The sequence below is a fragment of the Paraburkholderia phenoliruptrix genome (genome assembly GCF_902859825.1).
Taxonomy (GTDB): Bacteria; Pseudomonadota; Gammaproteobacteria; order Burkholderiales; family Burkholderiaceae; genus Paraburkholderia; species Paraburkholderia phenoliruptrix.
This window is the reverse complement of sequence record NZ_CADIKB010000014.1, coordinates 66,422-88,976: the sequence shown is the minus strand read 5'-3', so window position 1 is coordinate 88,976 and position 22,555 is coordinate 66,422. Positions and strand designations below refer to the sequence as shown.

Here is a 22,555-nt window from a genome sequence, read left to right as displayed (position 1 = left end):
CTAATCGCGCGCCAGCTTGCGGCGCGGACGGCCCATGCCGGCGTAATCCGGCAGCGCATCCACGGTTTTGCCGATAGCCTTCGCGTAAAGCGGCAGCATGTCCGGCAGGCGCTTGATGATGTCCTGGCGCCGCGCCGGCGGGTACGGATGCACGTAAATAAAGCCCTGCTGATTGCTGCGCGTGGCCTGCGCGAGCTTGTCCCACAGCGTGACCGCCGCGCGCGGATCGAAGCCGGCGCGCGAGGCGATGTCGCTGCCGATCACATCGGCTTCCGTTTCGTCCGTGTTTTCGTACTTCATTTCGAGCAGCCGCGAGCCGATGCCGAGCGGCGCCATGCCGAGGTCCGCAAGGCCGAACAACTGCGGAATGGTGCCCGACGAATCCAGCTGGCTCGCCTGCAACTGGCCGAGCCGCTCGCGCGCATGTTCGCGCAGTGCGTGGGCAATCTCATGGCCCAGCAGCATGCCGAGTTCGTTGTCGTTCAGACGCGCGCGGTCGAGCAGGCCGCCGTACACGACGATCTTGCCACCCGGCAGACAGTACATGCGGATGTCCGGCGAGCGCACCACGGCGATGTCCCACTTCCAGCCTTTGGCGCGCTCGTTCCATTTGAGCGAGTAGGGCACCATCTTGTCGACGATCGAGCGCACGCGCGTAACGTGCGCGTCCGTTTCGCCGTAGAGACGGTTGGCGTGCTCGGCACCGTACGCGATCTGGCTGAACTCTTCGGCGGCTTGCGCCTCCAGCATCGGCGATGGAATCAGGTTGCGGAACACCAGATAGCCGCCGTAGCGCAACTGGTTGTTGGGGCTGTACGGCGCGGACGCAGGTGCGGCGGCCGGCGGCCTGGCCGCGCCCGCGGGCGACGACGTGGCTGCCGTCGCCGCCGCTTTCGCGTTCGGAGAGGGTTGCGGCGATGATCCCGGCGAGGCGCCCGCGGCCGGCGCGCTGCCCGAGTTGGCTGTGCTATTTGCGGCTGGTGCGGCAGGCGGCGCGCTTTCGGCGCCGGCAGCGGCCGCCGCGGATTTCGCAGTGGCGGCCGGTGCTTGCGGCGCCGCGGCGGTTGCAGGATTGGCCGTGTTCGCAGACGTCGCCGTAGTGGCGCTGTTCGCGGCTGCTGCGGTCGCCGCTGCATCTGCACCGGACGGCATCAGCAAACCGCCGATAAAGCTCAGACAGCCTGCGCTCAGCACAGCACCGAGCGCGCTGCGGCCAGCGTCGCGCCCCGTGCCGGAGCCGGCGCGCAAGCACAAGGGCTTGTGGTCAAAAAGCGCCTTCACGACCGGACTCTCCACGGCGCGATGCGCAACAGCAGCAGCATGCCCGGCACAGCGAGCGCGGTGCAGACGATGAAATAGTCGAACCAGCCGATTTTCGCGACCACATAGCCGCTCGCCGCCGAGGCCAGCGTGCGCGGCACCGAGGCGAGGCTCGTGAACAGCGCGAACTGGGTGGCCGTGTAACGCGGGTCGGTCGTGCTGGCGATGTACGCGGTAAAGGCCGCCATCGTCAGACCGGTGGAAAAGGTCTCGAAACCGTAGACGAGCGCAAGCGCAACCGAGCGCGGCTCCAACTGCACCGACCAGTCGATGCCGACCCACGACAGCAGCTTCGTCGTGCCTTCGCTGATTCCTACCGCGATGTCGTAAATTGCCGTCAGGCCGGGCGAAGCCGGCCCGAGGTGCGCGAGCCATGCAAAGCCGAGCGTCGACACCATCTGCAGAATGCCGAAAATCCACAAGCCCCGGCCGATGCCGATTTTCATGAGCCACACGCCGCCGACAATGCCGCCCGCGAGACTCGCACCGAATGCCGTCGTTTTCGCGATCACGCCGATCTGCGTGCGCGAGAAGCCAATGTCGAGAAAGAACGAGGTGGACAGCGTGGTCGCCATCGTGTCCCCGAGCTTGTAGAGAAAGATGAAGCCGAGCACGAAGAGCGCGCCGCGCCAGCCGTCGCGCTCGAGGAATTCACGGAACGGCTGCACGATGGCTTCGCGCAGATTCTTGGGCGGCGTGCCGTGCACTTCGGGTTCGCGGACTACGAGCGTCATGACGATTCCCGGCAGCATGAAGGCGCCCGTCACCATGAAAACCGTCGTCCACGGCAAATGATCCGACAGAATAAGCGCCAGCGATCCGGGCACCAGCGCCGCAATCTTGTAGGCGTTCACGTGCACGGCATTGCCGAGACCTTGCTCCGTGTCGCTCAGCAACTCGCGCCGGTAGGCGTCGATCGAAATATCCTGGCTCGCGCCGAAAAACGCGACGAGCGCTGTCAGTGCGGCGACCGTCCAGATGGAGTCGCGCGGCGACACGAATCCCAACGCGGCGATGGCGCCCGCGACGAGAATCTGCGTGACGAGCATCCAGCCGCGGCGCCTACCCGGACGCCAGCCGGGCAGCCGCGGGACGTAGCGGTCCATGAGCGGCGCCCAGATGAATTTCCATGTGTAGGGAAACTGGATCAGCGCAAAAAGACCGATTTCCTTCAGATTGACGCCTTCCGAGCGCAACCAGGCTTGCACCAGATAGACGAGCGTGAACAGCGGCAATCCCGACGTAAAACCGAGAAAGACGCAGATCAGCATGCGCGTATTGAAAAACGCGCGCCAGCCGGGATGTTCTTGGTGAGCGGTAAGTGCGGGCGCCTCGTGCGGCGGGTTCGACATGTGAATAAGTTGCGTTAGCTTTTCTTGACGCGATAGACCGCAAGACTACCACGCCAGTTCACCCCCCACCGCACCGTCTGACCGTCGTGCAGCACGACGCGGTCGAGAATCTCGATGCCGACTTCGGGCGCGAGCGCTTCGAAGTCCTTGATGGTCAGCACGCGCACGTTCGGCGTGTTGTGCCATTGATAGGGCAGCGACTTCGACACCGGCATGCGTCCTTGCAGCACCGAGAGCCGATGCGCCCAATAGCCGAAGTTCGGAAACGATACGATGCATTCGCGACCGACGCGCACCGTTTCGCGCAGAATTGCAGCGGTCTGATGAATGGTTTGCAGCGTCTGCGACAGAATCGCGAAATCGAAGCTGCCGTCCTCGAAAAGGCGCAGGCCGTCTTCGAGATTCTGCTGGATCACGTTGACGCCGTTTTGCGTCGCGGCCAGCACGCCCGCGTCGTTGATCTCGATGCCGTAGCCCTGCACGTCCAGCTCCTCGCTGAGAAGCGAGAGCAGCGAGCCGTCGCCGCAGCCCAGATCCAGCACCGTGGCGCGCGGTTCCACCCAGCGGGCGATGGCGCGGAAGTCCGGGCGCAGCGCCAGATAATCGAGTGCTCGCTGGTTCATGCGTTCACCTCGTTTGCAATGCGTTCGTAGTAGGCGCGCATCAGGTTGTGATAGCGCGCGTCGTCGAGCAGAAAGGCGTCGTGGCCGTGCGGCGCGTCGATTTCCGCGTAGGTGACCGTGCGCTTGTGATCCAGCAGCGCCTTCACCAGCTCGCGCGAGCGGGCCGGCGCAAAACGCCAGTCGGTTGTGAAACTCGCAATCAGATATTTCGCCGTGGTGTGCGCAAGAGCCGCTGTCAGATCGCCCTCAAACGCCTTGGCAGGATCGAAGTAATCCAGCGCGCGCGTGATGAGCAGATAGGTGTTCGCGTCGAAATAGTCGGCAAACTTGTCGCCCTGATAGCGCAAATACGACTCCACTTCGAACTCCACGTCGAAATTGAAGTTGTAGGCGTCGAGCGCGCCTTCCGCGCGGCGCAGCGACCGGCCGAATTTCTCGGCCATGTCGTCGTCCGACAGATAGGTGATGTGGCCGATCATTCGCGCGACGCGCAAGCCGCGTTTCGGCTTCACGTTGTGCGCGTAGTAGTTGCCGCCATGGAAGTCCGGGTCCGACAGAATCGCCGAGCGCGCCACTTCGTTAAACGCAATGTTCTGCGCGGACAGCTTCGGCGTGGACGCCACCACGATGCAATGCGCGACGCGCTCCGGATACATCATGCTCCACGCGAGCGCCTGCATGCCGCCGAGGCTGCCGCCCATGACCGCCGCGAAGCGCTCAATGCCGAACTGATCGGCGACGCGCGCCTGCGCATTGACCCAGTCTTCCACGGTGACGACCGGGAACGTCGCGCCGTACGGCTTGCCCGTGGCCGGATCGATGCTCATGGGGCCGGTCGAGCCGAAGCACGAGCCGAGATTGTTGACGCCGATCACGAAGAACCGGTCGGTATCGAGCGGCTTGCCGGGGCCGACCATGTTGTCCCACCAGCCGATGTCCTTCGGATTGTCCGCATACACGCCCGCCACGTGATGCGACGCGTTGAGCGCGTGGCAGACGAGCACCGCATTGCTGCGCGCGGCATTGAGCGTGCCGTAGGTCTCGACCATCAGGTCATAGCCCGCGAGCGAGCTGCCGCTTTGCAGACGCAACGGCTCGGGGAAATGCATTTTTTGTGGAGCGACGATGCCGATCGATTCCATTCATTCCGCCATTTGACAAATACAGGGCGGCTAGACGGCGTCGGCAAAGCACGGGGGAAAACGACTTGTGCGCGGCTGACGACCTCTTTAGCCGCATTTATAGTGAACCGGGGAGTGATTCCACTGGTTCGCGCGCCCGCAATCGAGTCAGCAAATCGGCGCGTATGACGTATTCAGTTCTGAAGCGCGGCGCCCGATACCGGAAGAGGGTTTGAGGCAGATGCAGCGCCGCAGTCAGGCGCAAAGTATAGCGGAAAATTCCGCGCGGCAGCGTCTGGCTGACTGTCGGTGCGCCGTCCCGCGCACTACTGCAAGATCACGCGCAATTGCGGGTCGGCCTCGTCGGCGGGCAGGCGCACAAAGCCGCTGCGGACAAAGCGATGCCAGCGCCCAATCACATAGCTGAGCAGCAGGCTCGCGCGGATGGCGGGATCGTAGTCCGCCGGCACGAGCGCCGGTGCGTGTTGCGCCCCGGCGCCGGCATTCGCCGCGGCGACGCGCAGGCATTGCTTGAGCGAAGCTTCCACACGCTCCAGCATCTGATTGACGCGCGCCGTCAGCCGTTCATGTTCGCCGACGAGCGCTTCGCAGGTCAGCACGCGCGTCATGCCAGGATTTTTCGCAGAGAAATTCAGAAGCATCAGCGCGATGGCGCGCGCCTGCAGCACGCCATTGTTTTCCTTGTCGACGATCTGATTGATCAGGCCGAAGATGGTCTGCTCGATGAACTCGATGAGTCCTTCGAACATTTGCGCCTTGCTCGCGAAGTGCCGGTAGAGCGCGGCTTCGGATACGCCAAGCCGCGCGGCAAGCGCCGCGGTCGTGATCTTTTCGCTTTTGGGCGCTTCCAGCATTGCGGCGAGCGTCTGCAGGATGTGCACGCGGCGCTCGCCGGGCTTCAGGCGCTGCGCGCGCGGGACGGCCGGCGCAGCGGGTTCGGGTTCGGCTAGGGCTTCGTCAGGCTTGTCGATCGGCTGCATGGCTGTCGTCCCGTCTGCTGGCGCTTCAATCGAACGGAGCGGGTGCTCAGTCGTAGCGATTTTAACGAACGAATGCTGCGATCCACATAATGCGGGCGGCCCGTGCCCGGCAGCCGCGTGGGCACGCCGTCCGCATGCGGTTTGCGCGGCAGGTGGCCGGTGATCCACACCGTGCGGATGCCGAGCCGCCGGTAGTTCTTCAGGTGCGAGCGCGTGTCTTCGACGAGAATCACGTCCTTCAGCGACACATGGGTGTCGCGCATCGCCTTGCGCAGCATCGCGTGGTCGGGCTTCGCGCGCCAGCGGCGCCGGTCGCGCATGTGCTCGATTGCGATGACCTGCTCGAACAGACGCTCGATGCGCAGTTGCGCGAGCACCGCGCGCGCATAGGCCTCCGGTGCGTTGGTCAGCACGATCTTGCGGCCCGGCAACGCTGCCACGAGACGTGCGACGCCGCGCTCGTGGCGAATCATGGAGCCGAGATCGGGAAACGTGTGTACGACTTTGAGGAAGTCGGTGGCATCGAGCGGATGGTGGCGCGTGAGGCCGAGGAGCGCCGCGCCGTAGCGCTGGGTGTAGCCGGTGCGCAGACGGTTCGCTTCGTCGAGTTCCACCTGCAGCGCGTCGACGATGTACTGCGTCATCGCCTGATTGATTGCGGGGAAGATCGCGTGCGACGCGTGGTGCAGCGTATTGTCGAGATCGAACAGCCAGACCGGGCGACCACCTGCGATAAGCGGACGACGGCGCCGGGAAGTCGGAGTGCGCATGGGAAAGAGGGCGGTTCAGGCGCCGGCGCCGCGATTAGCATGCTACCGGGCTGTGAATGGAACGGGGCGCGACTGGGGCGTAACCGGGCGCCTGATCTGGCGTGATGCGGACCCGGTGCCGACCCGGCGACCGATCCGGCGCGGCGCAGACGCCGCGCAGCCCACGGGGCGGCATACGAGGCGGCACACGAGGCGGCACACGAGGCGGCACACGAGGCGGCACACGAGGCGCGTTACAGCAGCGCGCTTCATATGCCGGTCGGCCGCTGCAATCAATGCGAGCGGATCATCGTGCCGAACGGCTGTTCGGTGAGAATTTCCAACAGCACCGAATGTTCGATGCGCCCGTCGATAATGTGCACCGAGCGCACGCCGCTCTTCGCGGCGTCGAGTGCGGACGAGATCTTGGGCAGCATGCCGCCCGAGATGGTGCCGTCGGCGAACAGGCCGTCGATTTCACGCGCGGATAGGTCGGTGAGCAGATTGCCTTCCTTGTCCATCACGCCGGGAATGTTCGTCATCATCACGAGCTTTTCGGCGTTCAGCACCACCGCCAGCTTGCCCGCGACGAGGTCGGCGTTGATGTTGTACGACAGCCCGTCTTCGCCGAAGCCGATCGGTGAGATGACCGGAATGAATGCGTCGTCCTGCAGTGCCTTCACCACGGCCGGATTAATTGCCTCGACTTCGCCCACCTGGCCGATGTCCACATACTGCCCGGGATTGTCGCGGTCCGGCATCAGCATCTTGCGCGCGTGGATCAGGCCGCCGTCCTTGCCGGTCAGACCCACTGCGTGACCGCCGAAGTGATTGATCAGCGTGACGATGTCCTGCTGCACTTCGCCCCCGAGCACCCATTCGACGACTTCCATCGTCTCTTCGTCGGTGACGCGCATGCCCTGAATGAACGTGCCCTGCTTGCCGACCTTCTTGAGCGCCTGGTCGATTTGCGGACCGCCGCCGTGCACGATGACCGGATTGATGCCGACCAGCTTGAGCAGAATCACGTCGCGCGCAAAGCCCTGCTTCAGCCGCTCTTCCGTCATGGCGTTGCCGCCATATTTGATGACCACGGTCTTGCCGTGATACTGGCGAATGTAAGGCAGCGCCTCGGCCAGGATTTCAGCCTTCAGGGTGGGCGCAATCTGCGAAAGGTCGGGAAGCTCGGACATGGCGGCAGGCTCGGGCACGGAACAGTTGAAACAGGGCGAATTGTACAGGACTGGCGCACTGCAACAGGGTTTTCGACACGCGTGGGCGGCGGCGCGCAACGCGCCGTTTCCGCACTGCGACACCGCGGTTTGCAGCGCGATCCGACGGCAAAGCGTAGCGCGCAAACGGCGCGCCTGTGAATTAGCCGAATGGACGACTCACGGTAGGACGCGAGCCGTGGCATCATTTCTTCGTCGATGTCCCCCGAGAACGCCGTCTGTCATGAAACCGTCTGCCTCCCGCTCTCAGGGCAGCGCGCGTTGCCCGCGCTGCGGCAATGCGTTTGACTGCGCGATGCAAAAAGAGCCGTTCGACTGCTGGTGCCGCCAGATGCCGGCGCTGCCGCGCGACTGGCTGGACCCGGCCGGCCGTTGCCTATGCCCGGAATGCCTCGCCGCGGAAATCGCCCGGGCGGCTCAGCCTGAGCCCGGCGGCGGCTGACCGTGAGCGGTTTACCGGGCGCTGAGGCCTGCCCACGCTAGCACGGCGCGGCGGCGTGCCGGGCCGCGAGTGCATCCAGATCGCGGGTGAGCGCCGCAAGCGCCGGCTCCCACTCGCCGAACCGCGGCTGCCGGTACAGCGTCGCGCTCGGGTACCACGGGTTGTCGCGTCGGTCGACGAGCCACACCCAATGCGGATTGACGTCGAGCAGCACCCAGGTGCGCTGCCCGAGCGCGCCGCTCAGGTGCGCAACGGAGGTGCAAACGGTAATGACCAGGTCGAGTGCGCCGACAAAGGCGGCGGTGTCGTCGAAAGTCGCGAATTCGGCGGTGTAGTCGGTCATAGGCAGACCGGCGGCGCTTGCTGCCGCGACCTCCGCGCCCGCACCCGGCTGCAACGAGTAGAACGCCACGTTGCGCAGGTTGGCGAAGTGCGTCGCATAGCGTTCCCAGCCGACACGGCGAAACGGATTGCGTTGGTGCCCCTGACTGCCGGTCCATGCGAGCCCGACCTTGAGCCGCGGCTCGCCGGCGAGCCGCTCGCGCCAGCGCGCGAGGGCAGCAGCGTCCGCGTGCAGATAGGGCGTGGCAGCGGGAATGGTCGCCTCGCGCGTGCCGAGAATCAACGGCAGGCTCAGCAGTGGAATCTCGAAGTCGAAAGACGGCAGCGTTTCGACCCCGCCGCCCGCCGAATAATGATCGACATGGCCGCCGAGGCTGCGCGCGAGGAGCGCGCCCATCTGCGGGAACGAGTTCCATGCAAGGCGGCCGCCTTCGCGATGCGCACGCTCGGCCACAAGCGGAATGTAGCGACTGAACTGCAGCACGTCGCCCATGCCTTGCTCGCCCCACACGAGCAGTGTCTTACCGGCAAGCGGCTCGCCGCGCCACGTGGGCGCGGGCAGGGCCGGACGATGGCCGTGCAGCTCCGCCGAGCCGCTCCAGCGTGCTTCATGCGAGAGCCAACCGTTCGCATGATCGCCGCGCATGAGTTGCAGCATGGCCAGATTGGAGCGCATGAAGGCGTCGGCGGGCGCGAGCGCGCAGGCAGTTTGCGCGGCTTGCAGCGCTGTGTCCCAGCGTTGCGCTTCCCGTAGCGTCAGCGCATAGTTGTTGTGCGCAAGCGGGTTGAGCGGCGCGCAGAGCACGGCGCGCTCGCCGGCTTCCAGCGCGCGCGGCAAATCCATGTTCTTGCGATAGGCTCCCGCGAGATTGATCCACGCATTGCCGTCGGCGGGATCGTGTTGGACCGCCTCTTCGAGCAGCGCGATCTGCTCGTCCAGACCGTGATGGGTGAACGCAAGCGCGCCCGCGAGATTGCAGCGCAGCGAGGGTAGCGCCGGGTTCAGTGCGAGCGCGCGTCGATACGGGGCCAAGGCGTCGTGGTGCTGCCCCGCCATCTGCAATGCGTAGCCGAGACGGAAGTGCGCATGGGCGTTGTGCTCGTCGAGTTGCGCAATAATGGCGGCCAGTTCGATTGCATCGCCATGTCGTTGCTGTTCAATCAGCGCGTGGGTGAGCGAAGCGAGCGACTCGTCGTCGAGCGGACGCAGTTGTGCGGCGGCATGGAGCGCCTCGGCCTCGAGCACCCGCGCGCCGGTGCGGCGAGCCGCGGCACCTTGCCGCAAAAAGTTAAGGAAAGCTGACGAGATGTCGGGGTTGACCATGGTTGATTGCAGCCGAACGACCGGCCTCGCGCTGACAAAGCGACTATGGTAGCGCCGCGCGGCGGCGGCATCATTCGGAAGCATCCGAACAGGTAAACTGAAGTCATGCATCGTATAACTAACACCGGCCGCGTCAATCTCGGCCATCTGTTCTGGCTGCGCAGCCTCGCGATCATCGGGCAACTGCTGACTATCGCGTTCGTGCAGATCTTCATCGGCGTGCATTTGCCGTTGCCGGCCATGTTGCTCGTCATCGCGCTCGAAGTGATTTTCAACGGGCTCACATGGTGGCGCGTCGCGCAGCAGCGGCCCGAGTCGAATATGGAGTTGTTCGGCCAGATCTGGGTCGATCTCGGCGCATTGTCGGCGTTGCTGTTTCTGTCCGGCGGCACCACCAATCCGTTTGTGTCGCTATATCTGCCGTCGCTCGCGATTGCGGCGGCCGTCCTGCCGTGGCAGCTCATGGCCTGGCTCGCCGCGTTTGCCGTGGCCTGCTACGCCGTGCTCGGCTTCGATTCGGTGCCGTTGAATCTCGACAATCCCGCGAACCTGTTCGACTACTACCGTGCTGGCATGTGGGTGAACTTCATGGTGAGCGTGGGGCTAATCGCGTGGTTCGTCGCGCGCATGTCGCGAGCCCTGCGGCTACGTGACGCAGCGCTCGGAGAAGCGCAGCAGCGCTTGCTCCAGGACGAACGCGCGGTCGCGCTGGGCGTCCAGGCGGCGACCGTCGCTCACGAAATCGGCACGCCTCTGTCTACAATTGCGATGCTGTCCGAAGAACTCCGCGACGCCGCGCGCACCGACAAGGGACTCGCGCCGTACAGCGCCGATCTCGAACTGCTCGAACAACAGATGAGCTTGTGCACGTCGGCGCTTGCGAGATTGCGCAGCCGCGCAACGACCAGCACGCAGCGTCAGCCGGTGGACGAATGGCTCGAATCGTTCGCCGAGCAATGGCGCTTGCGCCATCCGCATGTGAAGTTCGAGCGGCTCGGCGCTCCGCCCGCGGATGTCAGCCTTGACGACACGGTAGCCGTCAGCCAGATTCTGACGATTCTGCTCGACAACGCGGCGCGCGCGAGTCGCGATCACGTCACGCTGTCGTGCAGGTTGGCGGCGCGCGGCGACCAGATCGAACTGGAAGTCTGCGACGCGGGCCCAGGCATTCCGGCTGCGCTGCGCGGCTCGCTCGGAAACATGCCCGTGGAGAGCACGCAGGGCGGGCACGGCGTCGGTTTGTATCTGGCGTTTTCGGCGGCGGCGCGTCTGAAAGGGTCGATCGAATTGACAGACGTCAGTCCAACCAGGCCGCGCGGTACGCGCGCGGTTTTGCGGCTGCCGCTCACCGAGCGCAAAATTTCCGGTCCGGGCCGTCAAGGCGCCGCGCCATCCAACACGGAGAAACAGGCATGAGCGAAATGAATTTTCTGGTGATCGACGACGACGAGGTGTTCTCCGGCATCCTCGCGCGCGGTCTCACGCGGCGCGGCTACACGGTGAGCGAAGCGCACAACGCGGACGAGGCCATCAGGCTCGCCAACCAGCAGAAGTTCAGCCAGATCACCGTCGACTTGCATCTTGGCAACGACTCCGGCCTCACGCTCGTCGCGCCGTTGCGCGACCTGCAACCCGACGCGCGCATGCTGGTGCTGACGGGCTATGCGAGCATCGCCACCGCGGTACAGGCGGTGAAAGATGGTGCGGACAACTATCTGGCAAAGCCCGCCAACGTCGAAACCATCTTGTCTGCACTGCAAAGTGAGGCGAGCGCGTTGCAGGCCGAAGAGGCGATCGAGCATCCCACGCCACTTTCCGTTGCGCGTCTCGAGTGGGAGCACATTCAACGCGTGCTGGCGGAGCACGGCGGCAACATTTCGGCCACGGCGCGCGCGTTGAACATGCATCGCCGGACCTTGCAGCGCAAGCTCGCGAAGCGGCCGGTGAAGCAGTAGGCGGCGGTTTGTTTATGCCTTTCCCCTGAATCGGAGTGCAAGCGGTTCTGGCGAGCGCGGCGCGTCACAGTGCTTGGCCAACACAGCAAAACAACGCCAAACAAAACACCAAACGAAACGGGCTGCTCTTTTAAAAGCAGCCCGTCTTTGCTTCGCCGTTCAGGCTTCAGATCAGAGCACGTAACGCGACAGATCTTCGTCTTCGGCTACTTCGTTCAGTGCGCGGTCCACATACGCGGCGTCGATCTGCACCGTCTTGCCGGAATGATTGCCGGCGGAAAACGAGACTTCCTCCAGCAGTTTTTCGATGACCGTATAGAGACGCCGCGCGCCGATGTTTTCAGTCTTTTCGTTCACCGAATAAGCAATTTCCGCCAGGCGGCGAATGCCGTCGTCCGCGAATTCGAGGTGGACGTCTTCGGTTGCGAGCAATGCCTGGTATTGCTTGACGAGGCTCGCGTCCGTCGACACGAGGATCGACTCGAAGTCTTTGACCGACAGCGAATCGAGTTCCACGCGGATCGGAAAACGGCCTTGCAGCTCCGGAATCAGATCGCTCGGCTTGGCAAGATGAAAAGCGCCGCTCGCGATGAACAGGATGTGATCCGTCTTCACCATGCCGTACTTAGTGTTGATCGTGGTGCCTTCCACGAGCGGCAGCAGATCGCGCTGCACGCCCTGACGGGACACTTCGCCGCCGCCGGCTTCGCTGCGCGAGGCGATCTTGTCGATTTCGTCGAGGAACACAATGCCGTTCTGCTCGACGTTCTGCACCGCCTTGGTTTTCACCTCTTCGTCGTTGAGCATCTTGCCGGCTTCTTCGTCGGTGAGCACCTTGAGCGCCTCTTTCACCTTCATCTTGCGGCGCGTTTTCTTGCCGCCGCCGATGTTGGCGAACATCGAACGGATCTGCTCGGTCATGTCTTCCATGCCCGGCGGCCCCATGATGTCCATGCCGACTTGCGGCTGCTCGACGTCGAGCTCGATTTCCTTGTCGTCGAGAAGACCTTCGCGCAGACGCTTGCGGAACGTCTGGCGCGTCGTGCTGCCTTCGTCGGCGGTGTCCGCGGCGCTCGAACTCGAGCCGAAACCGACGGGCCGCGCGGTGGGCAGCAGTATGTCGAGAATGCGGTCTTCGGCCTGATCTTCGGCCTTGGTCCGCACTTTGCGCATTTCCGATTCGCGCGTCTGCTTGACCGAAATTTCGATCAGATCGCGCACGATGCTGTCGACATCGCGGCCGACATAGCCCACCTCGGTAAATTTGGTAGCTTCGATCTTGATGAACGGCGCGTCCGCGAGCTTGGCGAGGCGCCGCGCGATTTCCGTTTTGCCGACGCCGGTCGGTCCGATCATCAGAATGTTTTTCGGCGTGATTTCCTGGCGCAGCGGCTCTTCGACCTGCTGACGGCGCCAGCGGTTGCGCAGCGCCACGGCAACCGCTTTCTTCGCGCGGGCTTGGCCGATGATGTGTTTGTCGAGTTCCGAGACGATCTCGGCGGGGGTCATGGTGCTCATCGTGGCTCCTTACTCGATCGTCTCGATGACGCGGTTGTGGTTGGTGTAGATGCACATGTCGCCGGCAATTTCCAGCGACTTCTCCACAATTTCGCGCGGCGACAACTGCGTGTTGTCCGCGAGGGCCCTCGCTGCGGCCTGCGCATAAGCGCCGCCGGAACCGATCGCGCAAATGCCGCCTTCGGGATCGAGCACGTCGCCGTTACCGGTGATGACGAGCGTGGTGGTCGCGTCCGCCGTGATCAGCATGGCTTCCAGACGGCGCAGCATGCGGTCCGTGCGCCAGTCTTTCGCGAGCTCGACCGCGGCGCGCGTGAGATTGCCCTGATGCTTTTCCAGCTTCGCTTCGAAGCGGTCGAGCAGCGAAAAGGCGTCCGCCGTACCGCCCGCGAAGCCCACCAGAACCTTGCCGTTGTAAATGCGCCTGACCTTCTTGGCACCGCCTTTCATGACGATGTTGCCGAGCGTCACCTGGCCGTCGCCGCCGAGCGCGACTTTGTCGCCGCGGCGCACGGAGACGATCGTCGTGCCGTGAAATTGCTCCATATGCGTTCCTCTTTGCAAAGCGGGTAGGACGCGGCAGCGCGATGCGCGACCGCATGAATGCCTGGAAGCGGACGGCGCGCGACGCGAATTTGAGCCGCCTCGCGCGCTCGTGCAGCGCATGTCGGAATTATTTTAGGGCGCGCGCGGGCATATCAAGAGCCGGCAAACGGCATAGGACAAAAGAAAAAGGCGCACGGATCACCGTGCGCCTCTCGACGAAGCAGCGTTTGTGGGCACGGCGCCGAAGCCGCGCCGCCGGCGTTCAGTCGCCGAACAGCTTCTGGCGCAGTTCGCGGCGCTCCTGCGCCTCGAGCGACAGCGTGGCCGTGGGCCGTGCGAGCAGACGCGGAATGCCGATCGGCTCACCGGTTTCCTCACACCAGCCGTACTCGCCCGAGTCGATGCGCGCGATGGACTGCTGCACCTTCTTCAGCAGCTTGCGCTCGCGGTCGCGCGTGCGCAGTTCGAGGGCATGCTCTTCCTCGATCGTTGCGCGGTCGGCCGGGTCCGGCACGATTACCGTTTCGCGCAGGTTTTCGGTCGTCTGGCCCGCATTGCGGAGAATGTCCGCCTGCAGCTGTTCGAGCTTGTTCTTGAAGAAAGCGAGCTGATCCTCATTCATGTAATCCTTGTCGCTCATCTTCAGGATTTCGGCTTCGGTCAAGAGTCGTTTCGTCGTCATCTGGCTTACTTCTTCAATGTGAGGCAAAACTCTACATAGTGCCCGCACTTTCGTATTGCCCGCAAGGCGCCTGGGGCGCGCGGCACAAGGCTGGCACGGACGATGACCTGTCGTGACGCCGAAGCGCCTCACGCCCGCCTCGGGCGTCGCAACGCCAATGCGGGGCCGAACTCCTCTGGAAACCGGTTCTCAAATGCTCCTGAGGTATTTGCTCCGGGGCAGCGAGTCTCCTCTGGCTGCTACGGGCATTGTCGGCGAGTCCCCGGATAAGATTTTCCGGCGCCGCTTCAGGCCCGGCGCGCAATATGTCATGACCGCGCACTGACCGGGCAAATCGTTCTCATTCTCCAGTGGGCACGTATTGTAACTGAATCGCAATCGGGCGCCGCAACTGGTGGAAATCCCTCTGCGGCGCACCGGTATCCCGAAAATATAACGCGCGAACGGTCAAAAAGCGATGGTTGGGCGCACACTAATACAGCAGGGTTTTCACGCGTTTTTCATACGTGTGCGCCACCGCACATTTCGCGGCGGCGGTTTCGCCGCCGCGGCGCTCAGACGAGGCAGGCGTCGAGGCCGTCGGTAATCAGGTCCTGCGGCAATTCGATTCCGATAAAGACCATTTTGTTGGTCTTTTTCTCGGCCGGTTGCCATTTGGCCGCGAGGTCGCTGCCCATCATCTGATGCACGCCCTGAAACACGACTTTGCGGTCGACGCCCTTCATATACAGCACGCCCTTGTAGCGCAACAGGCGCTCGCCGTAGATCTGCAGAATGCCGCCGAGAAAATCTTCAAGCTTGTTCGGATCGAACGGGCGGTCGTTGCGGTACACGAACGACTTGATCTTGTCGTCGTGATGCGCGTGATGACGATGACCGTGGTCATGACCTTCGTGGTCGCAATGGCCATGATCATGGTCGCAATTCGCGTGGTCGTGATCGTGGTCGTGCGTGTGGCCGTGCTCGTCGTGCGCATGAGCGTGGCTGTGCGCGTGTTCGTCCTCGGCGAGGAAGTCCGGATCGATCTCGAGCTTCGAATTCAGGTTGAAGCCGCGCAGATCGAAGATTTCCTTGATGTCCGCCTCGCCGAAGTTGACCACCTTGATCGCCGCCTTCGGATTCATATGCAGCAGCCGGTGGCGCAGATCGCCGAGCTGCTGTTCGTCGACGAGATCGGACTTCGTGATGAACAACCGGTCGGCGAAACCGACCTGACGCTGCACGACTTCATGCTCGTCCAGTTGATGATTCGCGTGCTTCGCGTCGACCAGCGTGATAATCGCGTCGAGCAGGAATTCGTTGGCGATCTGGTCGTCCATGAAGAAGGTCTGCGCGACCGGGCCGGGATTCGCGAGACCGGTGGTTTCGATTACCACGCGGTCGAAGTCCAACTTGCCCGACTGTTTTTGCGCGGCCAGGTCGCCGAGCACGCGCGACAGGTCGCCGCGGATCGTGCAGCAGATGCAGCCGTTGCTCATCTGGATGATCTGCTCGCCCGTGTCCTGCACGAGGATGTCGTTGTCGATGTTCTCTTCGCCGAACTCGTTTTCGATCACGGCGATCTTCATGCCGTGCTTTTCGTTCAGGATCCGCTTGAGCAGGGTGGTTTTGCCGCTGCCGAGAAAGCCGGTCAGGATGGTGACTGGAATCATGTTGTTCGCCTATTGAGTCGTGAAACGATGCGTAATCGTATGCATAAGGTATGCATGAGCCGGGCGCGGCAGCCTTGCGGCGCGCAGCCCGTCCAGCCGGTTATTGAAACATATCTGCCCACGCGGCGCTGGCAGGCGGCATCCGGCAGCCGCCGCCACGCGCGCTTCGACACGAAATAACCGTGAAGTTATAGGCGATCAGGCGATTTGCAACAGCAGGCCCTTCAGATATTCGCCTTCCGGAAATGCGGTCAGCAACGGATGATCCACCCCCGCGCCAAGGCGCTTGAGAATGCGCGCATCGACGCGTGCGTCGGCTGCGGCGCCCGCCACGATTTTCTGAAACAGCTCGGAGTCGATCGCGCCCGAGCATGAGTACGTGAACAGCAGGCCGCCTGGGCGCAGCAGCTTGAGCCCGGTCAGGTTGATGTCCTTGTAGGCGCGCGACGCGCGGTCCACATGTTCGCGCGACGGCGCGAATTTGGGCGGATCGAGCACGATCAGGTCGAAACGCTCGCCTTCTTCGTAGAGACGCCTGAGCGTCTTGAAGGCGTCCGCGTCGAGCCAAGTCGCGCGCCCGGCGTCGAAACCGTTCGCCGCGACGTTTTGCTGAGCGAGCGCGAGCGCTTCGCCGGAGGAATCGACGGAAACGACCCGCTTCGCGCCGCCTTTGAGCGCCGCGAGCGAGAAACCGCCGGTGTAGCAAAAGCAGTTCAGCACCTCGCGGTCTCGCGCGAACTGCTGCACGAGCAGGCGGTTGTCGCGCTGGTCGACGTAAAAGCCCGTTTTGTGGCCGTTGCGCACGTCGACGTGATAGCGCACGCCGTTTTCGCTGGCGATCAGCGCGTCCGACGGCGGCTCGCCCGCCAGCACGCCGGTCATCTGCTCGAGCCCTTCCTTCTGACGAATCGACACGTCAGAACGTTCGTACACGTTCGGACAGCCGGTCGCGCCGACGAGCGCGGCGACAATCGCGTCTTTCCACGCCTCGACGCCCGCGGCCATGAACTGGCAGACGAGCTGGCTGCGCTGGCCTTCGTCCTCGGCAACGTAATGGTCGACGATCAGGCCCGGCAGGCCGTCCGCTTCGCCGAAAATGAGCCGCACGGCGCCGGTGTCGCGCACCATCGCCTGACGATGCGCGAGCGCGCGCTGCACGCGGCGCTTGAAAAACGCATGGTCGATCGGCTCCGTTTCGTCGAAGCTCCACACGCGCGCGCGGATCTGCGAGTGCGGGCTGTAGGCGGCGCGCGCGAGAAACCGGCCGTCGTGCGCGCGTACCAGCACGGTGGCGCCGGGCGCGGGGTGGCCGTCAATCCGGTCGATCGCGTTTGCATAAATCCACGGATGGCGGCGCAGCAGGGATTTTTCTTTCGACGGTTTCAGCGTAACGGTATTCATCGGGTGTGCAGGGCAATGGGCCGCGCGGCTTTCTGCGCACGCGGCGGATGAAGCGGGGCGGTGACTGTCGAGCCGCAAAAAAGCGGCATCAGTCGCGTTTTTTGGCGCGCGGATGCGCCTGATCGTAGACGTGCGCGAGATGCTGGAAGTCGAGCCCTGTGTACACCTGCGTCGCCGTGATGCTGGCGTGGCCGAGCAGTTCCTGCACGGCGCGCAGGTCGCCGCTCGACTGCAGCACATGCGTGGCAAAAGAGTGCCGCAGCACATGCGGATGCACGTTGGCGGGAATGCCGGCGACGAGCGCCGCGCGCTTCACACGCTCGCGCACCACGTTCGGCGACAGGCGATTGCCGCGCGTCGACAGAAAGAGCGGATGCGGATCGTGCTTCACCATCTCGTCGCGCACGGCGAGCCACGCGTTCAGCGCTTCGAGCGCTTTGCTGCCGACCGGCACAATGCGGCGCCGGTTGCCTTTGCCGAGCACTTCGACTTCCCCGGAATCCAGCTTAAGCCAGCCGGCGGAGCGATGACCGTCGACGTCCGCGAAACGCACGTCGAGACCGACCAGTTCCGACAGACGCAGCCCCGACGAGTAGAAGAGTTCGAGCATCGCGTGGTCGCGCAAACCTTCCGCCGAGGCGGCGGGCGGGCTTTCCATCAGACGGTTGGCGTCGTCGACGGAAAGCGCCTTGGGCAGCGCTTTCGCTTGCTTCGGCGCGCGCACGGTGGCGACCGGATTGGCCGGCAGATCGACGCGGCCCGCCAGCCAGCGGTAAAACGCGCGCCATGCCGACAGACGGTGACTGATCGAGCGCGCCGTCAGTCCGCCCGCGTGCGCCCGGGCCACGGCGCCGCGGATGTCGACGGCTGTCAGACTCTGAAGCGGCCGGCCTTTTGCGAGGAGCCGCAACTCTGCCAGTTCGTGCGCGTAGCCGCGCAACGTGTGCGCCGACAGCCGCCGCTCGTGTTCGAGATTCGACAGATACGCGGCGATGGAGTCGGTTTCGGTCACAATGGGCGGGTTTCTCGGGAGATCGCTTAAGTCCAGCTGGCTACTGAGGCGTGCACTTGCGGCTCAGCGCGGCAACAGACGGCTCAGCGCAGCGCTCGCAAGCGCGCCGATCTGCGTGAGGAAGTCTGTGGCCATGCCATCGTGAAAGCGCCGAGCATCGGCGGAACCCATGACGAGCAGGCCGAAAGCGGAGGCTTCCTCCCCGGTTTCGGGCGCGCGCAGGGCGAGCAGCGCAATCGACTCCGTGGCGTGCGCCGGCTCCGGCGCAGCGCCGCCCGACGGGCTCTCGTCGGCTGCGCCGGCGGCCGGCACGAGCCACTGCGCTGCCTCGAAGCCGGTGTTCGCGCCGCAATATGGCGCCGCCAGGCTGTTCGCGAAGATGCGCACTTCTTCGCCGACGTGGCGCGCGAAGTCCGCCTGTGCGTATTGCTCCGCGACGTCCCAGACGCGCAGCGCCGCTTGCGGCACGTCGAAGATTTCGCGCAGACCGTTGGCGATGGTGCGCGGCAGCGCGTACGGATCGCGTTCCGCCATCACGCGAATGGTCCAGCGGTTGAACTTGGAGGCAATGCTGTCATTCTCGTGGCCGTAGCGCAGCAGTTCGGCGAGACGGCGTTCGAGGTGCTTGTTCTTGTCGCGCAGCATTTCCATCTGCCGCTCCTGCAGCGACACTGCGGCCTTGCCGTGCGGGTTCGCGAGCCGGATGGTCGCGAGCACTTCCGCGTGTTCGGCAAAGAATTCGGGGTTGGCGAGCAGATATTCGGCGACTTCGCGATCGTTCATGGTTTCGGCTAAAGGACTACGGGACGACGCCTTGATGCGACGCGTCGGTCAATGAGTTAATGAATCGGTCCGGCCCGCGTGAACGCGCACGTTCAGTCGGCCAGTTCGATCTCGCCCTGAAAAACGGTGGTGGCCGGCCCCGCCATCAGGAGCGGTTCGCTTGCCTTGTTGCTGTCCCACGAAATGGTGAGCGTGCCGCCATGCGTATGGACCAGCACCGGCGCGTCGAGCAGTCCGCGGCGAATGCCCGCGGCCACGGCCGCGCACGCGCCCGTGCCGCACGCCAGCGTTTCGCCGGCGCCGCGCTCATAGACGCGCAGCCTGATTTCGCTGCGGCCGACAATCTGCATGAAGCCTGCGTTCACCCGCTGCGGGAAGCGCGCGTGCCGCTCGATCACCGGGCCTTCGACGAGCACCGGAAACGCCTCGACGTCGTCCACCACTTGCACCGCGTGCGGATTGCCCATCGACACGACGGAAATCCAGCGCGTCGTGCCGTTCACGTCGAGCGGCCAAAGCGTGTCCGCGCCTTCGCGGCGTCCTTCGAGGCCTTTGGTGGCGAAGGGCACGCGTTCCGGCTCGAACACCGGCAAGCCCATGTCGACGAGCACCTCGCCGTTTTCCTGCATGGTCAGCGTGATGGTGCCTTTCTGCACTTGCACGCGCACGCTGCGCTGATCGGTCAGGCCGCTGTCGCGTACGAACTTGACGAAGCAGCGTGCGCCGTTGCCGCAATGCTCGACCTCGCCGCCGTCGCAATTGAAGATGCGATATCGGAAATCGACGCCGTCCACCGTGGGTTTTTCGACCAGCAGCAACTGGTCGGCGCCGACGCCGAAGTGACGGTCGGCGAGCGCGCGCACCTGCGCCGGCGTCAGGTTGACCGGTTGCGTGTAGCCGTCGAGCACGACGAAGTCGTTGCCCGCGCCGTGCATTTTGGTGAATTTCAGTTTCATCGCGCTATTGTAAGTGACAGGCCTGCCAGTGCGCCGAACCGTGGCGCTAGTAAACGCTCGGCACGCCCGGCGGCCGGGTCTTGAAACGCTTGTGGACCCAGTAATACTGCTCCGGCATCGACGGAATCTGTTCTTCGAGGAACGCATTCATGCGCCGCGCGTCGGCGTCGTCGTCGCCGGTCGGGTAGTTGTCCCACGGCTTGAACACCTTCAGGCGATAACCCTTGTAGTTCGGCAGCACTTCGCCGATGAACGGCACCACTTGCGCGTGCCCGACTTTCGCGAGACGGCCGACCGCCGTCAGCGTGCAGGTCGGCACGCCGAAGAACGGCACGAAGGTCGAATTGCGCGCGCCGTAGTCCATGTCCGCGCCGAGCATGACCGGCTTCTTTTCGCGCAGCCAGCGCAGCACGATGCGCGCGCTGTCGGCGCGGCTTGCCATGTCGGCGCCGAAACGCGCGCGCGCGGCCTTCGCGACTTCCTCCAGCTCGGGGTTCGACATCGGCTGATAAAGCGAGCCGCAACGGCGCTTGAGCGAGTAATTCAGAAAGATCGAGCCCGCCTCGATGCCCACGAAGTGAAAGCCGAGAAAGAGCGTGGGCGGCAGGTTCGGGTCGGTGAGGTCGATCGCGCTGTCCACCTGGATCAGCTTTTCGAGCTTCTTCGCCGAGCCGAACCATTGCACGCTGCGCTCCAGATAGCTGCGGATCGCGTGACGGAAATGCTTTTGCGCGACTTCCTCGCGGCGCGCGTCGCTCCACTCGGGAAAGCACAGTTTTAAGTTGATGTGGACGATGCGCTTGCGCCGGCTCGGAATCTGATAGAGCAGCCAGCCGAGTCCGTCGCCGAGACGGGCGACGAAACCATAGGGCAGCAGGGCAAACAGTTTCAACAGGCCGATCGCGAGCCGGGGGCCGAAGCGGCTCAGCATGCCGCCTCCAGGAAGGCGCGAGGCGTGACGCGGTTAGGGAAAGCAGAGAAGTTGACGTAATACCGCACTCGTGGGCACTCTGTGACAATCATTGGAAGTCGCTATAATAAGGGCTTCGCCGAGTTAATAGACAACTTGCGGGGCGAAGCCAGGCGGCGCGGACCATGTGATTCGCGCCGGCCGGTAAGGTAATCCGCTAAAGCGTCGCCGCTTCAGACCCCCGGAGCTGGCTACGTGACCATCAACCGTAACCACAAAACAGGAGTCTGCAACGTGGCAAACGACTATCTCTTCACCTCCGAATCCGTTTCCGAAGGCCATCCCGACAAAGTCGCGGACCAGATTTCGGACGCGATTCTCGACGCCATCCTGTCGCAGGACAAATACTCGCGTGTCGCGGCGGAAACGCTGTGCAACACGGGTCTCGTGGTGCTCGCGGGTGAAATCACCACGACCGCGAACGTCGACTACATTCAGATCGCGCGCAACACGATCAAGCGCATCGGCTACGACAACACCGACTACGGTATCGACTACCGCGGCTGTGCGGTGCTGGTCGCCTACGACAAGCAGTCGCCGGACATCGCCCAGGGCGTGGACCGCGCGCACGACAACAACCTCGACCAGGGCGCCGGCGACCAGGGCCTGATGTTCGGCTACGCGTGCGAGGAAACGCCTGAGCTGATGCCGCTGCCGATCCACCTGTCGCATCGTCTGGTCGAGCGCCAGGCCAATCTGCGCCGTGACGGCCGCCTGCCCTGGCTGCGCCCGGACGCGAAGTCGCAGGTCACCGTGCGTTATGTCGACGGCAAGCCGCATTCCATCGACACGGTGGTACTCTCCACGCAGCATTCGCCCGATATCGACCTGACCACGCTGCGCGAAGCGGTGATCGAAGAAGTCATCAAGCCGACGCTGCCTGCCGAGCTGATCAAGGGCGACATCAAGTTCCTCGTGAACCCGACTGGCCGGTTCGTGATCGGCGGCCCGCAGGGCGACTGCGGTCTGACGGGCCGCAAGATCATCGTCGATACGTACGGCGGCGCGGCACCGCACGGCGGCGGCGCGTTCTCGGGCAAGGATCCGTCGAAGGTGGACCGCTCGGCAGCGTATGCCGGCCGCTACGTGGCGAAAAACATCGTGGCCGCGGGCCTCGCGTCGCGCTGCCTGATCCAGGTGTCGTACGCCATCGGCGTCGCGCAGCCGACCTCGGTCATGGTCAACACGTTCGGCACCGGCCGCGTGTCGGACGCGACCATCACGCGCCTCGTGCAGGAACATTTCGACCTGCGTCCGAAGGGCATTATCCAGATGCTCGACCTGCTGCGTCCGGTCTACGAGAAGAGCGCGGCTTACGGTCACTTCGGCCGCGAAGAGCCGGAATTCACGTGGGAAGCCACGGACAAGGCGCTGGCGCTCGCGGAAGCCGCCGGTACGGAGCCGGTCGCCGCGCTGGCGGATTAACGCGAGGCGCAGACTGCTTCAGTGCAAAAAACCCCGCCGGCTTGCGCCAGGCGGGGTTTTTTTATGGGTTTCCGGTTTCGTGTCGCTTCGCGTCTGGCAACACCCGACGTCGCGCCGTCAGCCGCGCCAAGCCGGCGCGTCCATCACGC

Annotated in this window: 21 protein-coding genes; 4 read left to right on the top strand and 17 right to left on the bottom strand. The window is 64.1% G+C overall.

The genetic code is table 11. The features are described from left to right. From HV711_RS16420 to argB, 7 genes are all read right to left on the bottom strand, one after another. Positions 1–1,281, bottom strand: coding sequence for a M48 family metallopeptidase (locus HV711_RS16420; RefSeq protein WP_082201495.1), 1,281 nt, complete (start codon positions 1,279–1,281; stop codon positions 1–3). Beyond that, on the bottom strand, positions 1,278–2,672 hold the full coding sequence (locus HV711_RS16415) for an AmpG family muropeptide MFS transporter (protein WP_013586831.1): 1,395 nt from the start codon (positions 2,670–2,672) through the stop codon (positions 1,278–1,280). Before HV711_RS16415 ends, HV711_RS16420 begins: the two co-directional genes overlap by 4 nt. Positions 2,673–2,686: 14 nt before the next feature. Continuing rightward, complete coding sequence (gene metW / locus HV711_RS16410; protein WP_013337743.1) at positions 2,687–3,295, bottom strand: methionine biosynthesis protein MetW; 609 nt, start codon at positions 3,293–3,295, stop codon at positions 2,687–2,689. Further along, positions 3,292–4,437 (bottom strand): homoserine O-succinyltransferase MetX, encoded by a 1,146-nt coding sequence (gene metX / locus HV711_RS16405; protein WP_013586832.1) that lies wholly within the window; start codon positions 4,435–4,437, stop codon positions 3,292–3,294. Before metX ends, metW begins: the two co-directional genes overlap by 4 nt. A 305-nt stretch (positions 4,438–4,742) precedes the next feature. Beyond that, positions 4,743–5,417 (bottom strand): nucleoid occlusion factor SlmA, encoded by a 675-nt coding sequence (slmA, locus tag HV711_RS16400; protein WP_035482017.1) that lies wholly within the window; start codon positions 5,415–5,417, stop codon positions 4,743–4,745. Next, positions 5,384–6,187: a pyrimidine 5'-nucleotidase gene (locus HV711_RS16395; RefSeq protein WP_028362076.1), complete on the bottom strand. Its 804-nt coding sequence runs from the start codon at positions 6,185–6,187 to the stop codon at positions 5,384–5,386. Before HV711_RS16395 ends, slmA begins: the two co-directional genes overlap by 34 nt. A 272-nt stretch (positions 6,188–6,459) precedes the next feature. Then, positions 6,460–7,359, bottom strand: a complete 900-nt coding sequence (gene argB / locus HV711_RS16390) for an acetylglutamate kinase (RefSeq protein WP_013337747.1) — start codon at positions 7,357–7,359, stop codon at positions 6,460–6,462. Between the two features lie 262 nt (positions 7,360–7,621). On the opposite strand from argB, the gene HV711_RS16385 reads away from it, so the two are divergent. Next, a complete protein-coding gene (locus HV711_RS16385; RefSeq protein WP_035482016.1) occupies positions 7,622–7,840 on the top strand; it encodes a cysteine-rich CWC family protein in 219 nt (72 codons plus the stop codon). A gap of 37 nt (positions 7,841–7,877) precedes the next feature. On the opposite strand, the gene HV711_RS16380 is transcribed toward HV711_RS16385, so the two are convergent. Continuing rightward, positions 7,878–9,506, bottom strand: coding sequence for a tetratricopeptide repeat protein (locus HV711_RS16380; protein WP_035482072.1), 1,629 nt, complete (start codon positions 9,504–9,506; stop codon positions 7,878–7,880). 105 nt (positions 9,507–9,611) lie between these two features. Here HV711_RS16380 and HV711_RS16375 point away from each other — a divergent pair, with 105 nt between their 5' ends. Together HV711_RS16375 and HV711_RS16370 are read left to right on the top strand one after the other, a co-directional pair. Further along, positions 9,612–10,922, top strand: a complete 1,311-nt coding sequence (locus tag HV711_RS16375; protein ID WP_013586836.1) for an ATP-binding protein — start codon at positions 9,612–9,614, stop codon at positions 10,920–10,922. Then, the gene (locus HV711_RS16370; protein WP_006050519.1) at positions 10,919–11,461 is read left to right on the top strand and encodes a response regulator transcription factor; all 543 of its coding nucleotides are present in this window, start codon (positions 10,919–10,921) and stop codon (positions 11,459–11,461) included. Before HV711_RS16375 ends, HV711_RS16370 begins: the two co-directional genes overlap by 4 nt. A 171-nt stretch (positions 11,462–11,632) precedes the next feature. Here the strand turns inward: HV711_RS16370 and hslU are convergent, their stop codons facing one another. The 9 genes from hslU to HV711_RS16325 form a co-directional block, all read right to left on the bottom strand. Beyond that, positions 11,633–12,979 (bottom strand): ATP-dependent protease ATPase subunit HslU, encoded by a 1,347-nt coding sequence (hslU, locus tag HV711_RS16365; protein WP_035482015.1) that lies wholly within the window; start codon positions 12,977–12,979, stop codon positions 11,633–11,635. Positions 12,980–12,988: 9 nt separating this feature from the next. Further along, positions 12,989–13,525 (bottom strand): ATP-dependent protease subunit HslV, encoded by a 537-nt coding sequence (gene hslV, locus HV711_RS16360; RefSeq protein ID WP_013586838.1) that lies wholly within the window; start codon positions 13,523–13,525, stop codon positions 12,989–12,991. A gap of 262 nt (positions 13,526–13,787) precedes the next feature. Next, positions 13,788–14,207: an RNA polymerase-binding protein DksA gene (gene dksA, locus HV711_RS16355; RefSeq protein ID WP_007179681.1), complete on the bottom strand. Its 420-nt coding sequence runs from the start codon at positions 14,205–14,207 to the stop codon at positions 13,788–13,790. Positions 14,208–14,761: 554 nt separating this feature from the next. Continuing rightward, a complete protein-coding gene (locus tag HV711_RS16350; protein ID WP_028362073.1) occupies positions 14,762–15,859 on the bottom strand; it encodes a CobW family GTP-binding protein in 1,098 nt (365 codons plus the stop codon). Positions 15,860–16,057: 198 nt separating this feature from the next. Further along, positions 16,058–17,260 carry a class I SAM-dependent rRNA methyltransferase gene (locus tag HV711_RS16345; protein WP_013586840.1) on the bottom strand — a complete coding sequence of 401 codons (1,203 nt, stop codon included), beginning with the start codon at positions 17,258–17,260 and terminating at the stop codon, positions 16,058–16,060. An 88-nt stretch (positions 17,261–17,348) separates the two neighbouring features. After that, the gene (gene xerC / locus HV711_RS16340; protein WP_028362071.1) at positions 17,349–18,272 is read right to left on the bottom strand and encodes a tyrosine recombinase XerC; all 924 of its coding nucleotides are present in this window, start codon (positions 18,270–18,272) and stop codon (positions 17,349–17,351) included. Positions 18,273–18,335: 63 nt separating this feature from the next. Next, the gene (locus tag HV711_RS16335; protein WP_028362070.1) at positions 18,336–19,055 is read right to left on the bottom strand and encodes a DUF484 family protein; all 720 of its coding nucleotides are present in this window, start codon (positions 19,053–19,055) and stop codon (positions 18,336–18,338) included. A gap of 92 nt (positions 19,056–19,147) precedes the next feature. Continuing rightward, the gene (dapF, locus tag HV711_RS16330) at positions 19,148–20,011 is read right to left on the bottom strand and encodes a diaminopimelate epimerase (protein ID WP_013586843.1); all 864 of its coding nucleotides are present in this window, start codon (positions 20,009–20,011) and stop codon (positions 19,148–19,150) included. Positions 20,012–20,057: 46 nt separating this feature from the next. Further along, the gene (locus HV711_RS16325; RefSeq protein WP_015001396.1) at positions 20,058–20,942 is read right to left on the bottom strand and encodes a lipid A biosynthesis lauroyl acyltransferase; all 885 of its coding nucleotides are present in this window, start codon (positions 20,940–20,942) and stop codon (positions 20,058–20,060) included. Positions 20,943–21,215: 273 nt separating this feature from the next. Between HV711_RS16325 and metK the strand changes: the two genes are divergently transcribed. Continuing rightward, positions 21,216–22,406 carry a methionine adenosyltransferase gene (gene metK, locus HV711_RS16320; RefSeq protein WP_013586845.1) on the top strand — a complete coding sequence of 397 codons (1,191 nt, stop codon included), beginning with the start codon at positions 21,216–21,218 and terminating at the stop codon, positions 22,404–22,406. The last annotated feature ends 149 nt before the right edge of the window (positions 22,407–22,555 follow it).

What these genes read in the sequence shown, in the direction of transcription:
- argB (WP_013337747.1), bottom strand. Translation starts at nt 7,359, where the DNA reads ATGTCCGAGCTTCCCGACCTTTCGCAGATTGCGCCCACCCTGAAGGCT.
- HV711_RS16395 (WP_028362076.1), bottom strand. Translation starts at nt 6,187, where the DNA reads ATGCGCACTCCGACTTCCCGGCGCCGTCGTCCGCTTATCGCAGGTGGT.
- hslV (WP_013586838.1), bottom strand. Translation starts at nt 13,525, where the DNA reads ATGGAGCAATTTCACGGCACGACGATCGTCTCCGTGCGCCGCGGCGAC.
- HV711_RS16375 (WP_013586836.1), top strand. Translation starts at nt 9,612, where the DNA reads ATGCATCGTATAACTAACACCGGCCGCGTCAATCTCGGCCATCTGTTC.
- HV711_RS16370 (WP_006050519.1), top strand. Translation starts at nt 10,919, where the DNA reads ATGAGCGAAATGAATTTTCTGGTGATCGACGACGACGAGGTGTTCTCC.
- HV711_RS16335 (WP_028362070.1), bottom strand. Translation starts at nt 19,055, where the DNA reads ATGAACGATCGCGAAGTCGCCGAATATCTGCTCGCCAACCCCGAATTC.
- metW (WP_013337743.1), bottom strand. Translation starts at nt 3,295, where the DNA reads ATGAACCAGCGAGCACTCGATTATCTGGCGCTGCGCCCGGACTTCCGC.
- HV711_RS16380 (WP_035482072.1), bottom strand. Translation starts at nt 9,506, where the DNA reads ATGGTCAACCCCGACATCTCGTCAGCTTTCCTTAACTTTTTGCGGCAA.
- HV711_RS16350 (WP_028362073.1), bottom strand. Translation starts at nt 15,859, where the DNA reads ATGATTCCAGTCACCATCCTGACCGGCTTTCTCGGCAGCGGCAAAACC.
- slmA (WP_035482017.1), bottom strand. Translation starts at nt 5,417, where the DNA reads ATGCAGCCGATCGACAAGCCTGACGAAGCCCTAGCCGAACCCGAACCC.
- HV711_RS16345 (WP_013586840.1), bottom strand. Translation starts at nt 17,260, where the DNA reads ATGAATACCGTTACGCTGAAACCGTCGAAAGAAAAATCCCTGCTGCGC.
- HV711_RS16385 (WP_035482016.1), top strand. Translation starts at nt 7,622, where the DNA reads ATGAAACCGTCTGCCTCCCGCTCTCAGGGCAGCGCGCGTTGCCCGCGC.
- dksA (WP_007179681.1), bottom strand. Translation starts at nt 14,207, where the DNA reads ATGACGACGAAACGACTCTTGACCGAAGCCGAAATCCTGAAGATGAGC.
- HV711_RS16325 (WP_015001396.1), bottom strand. Translation starts at nt 20,942, where the DNA reads ATGCTGAGCCGCTTCGGCCCCCGGCTCGCGATCGGCCTGTTGAAACTG.
- HV711_RS16415 (WP_013586831.1), bottom strand. Translation starts at nt 2,672, where the DNA reads ATGTCGAACCCGCCGCACGAGGCGCCCGCACTTACCGCTCACCAAGAA.
- metX (WP_013586832.1), bottom strand. Translation starts at nt 4,437, where the DNA reads ATGGAATCGATCGGCATCGTCGCTCCACAAAAAATGCATTTCCCCGAG.
- dapF (WP_013586843.1), bottom strand. Translation starts at nt 20,011, where the DNA reads ATGAAACTGAAATTCACCAAAATGCACGGCGCGGGCAACGACTTCGTC.
- hslU (WP_035482015.1), bottom strand. Translation starts at nt 12,979, where the DNA reads ATGAGCACCATGACCCCCGCCGAGATCGTCTCGGAACTCGACAAACAC.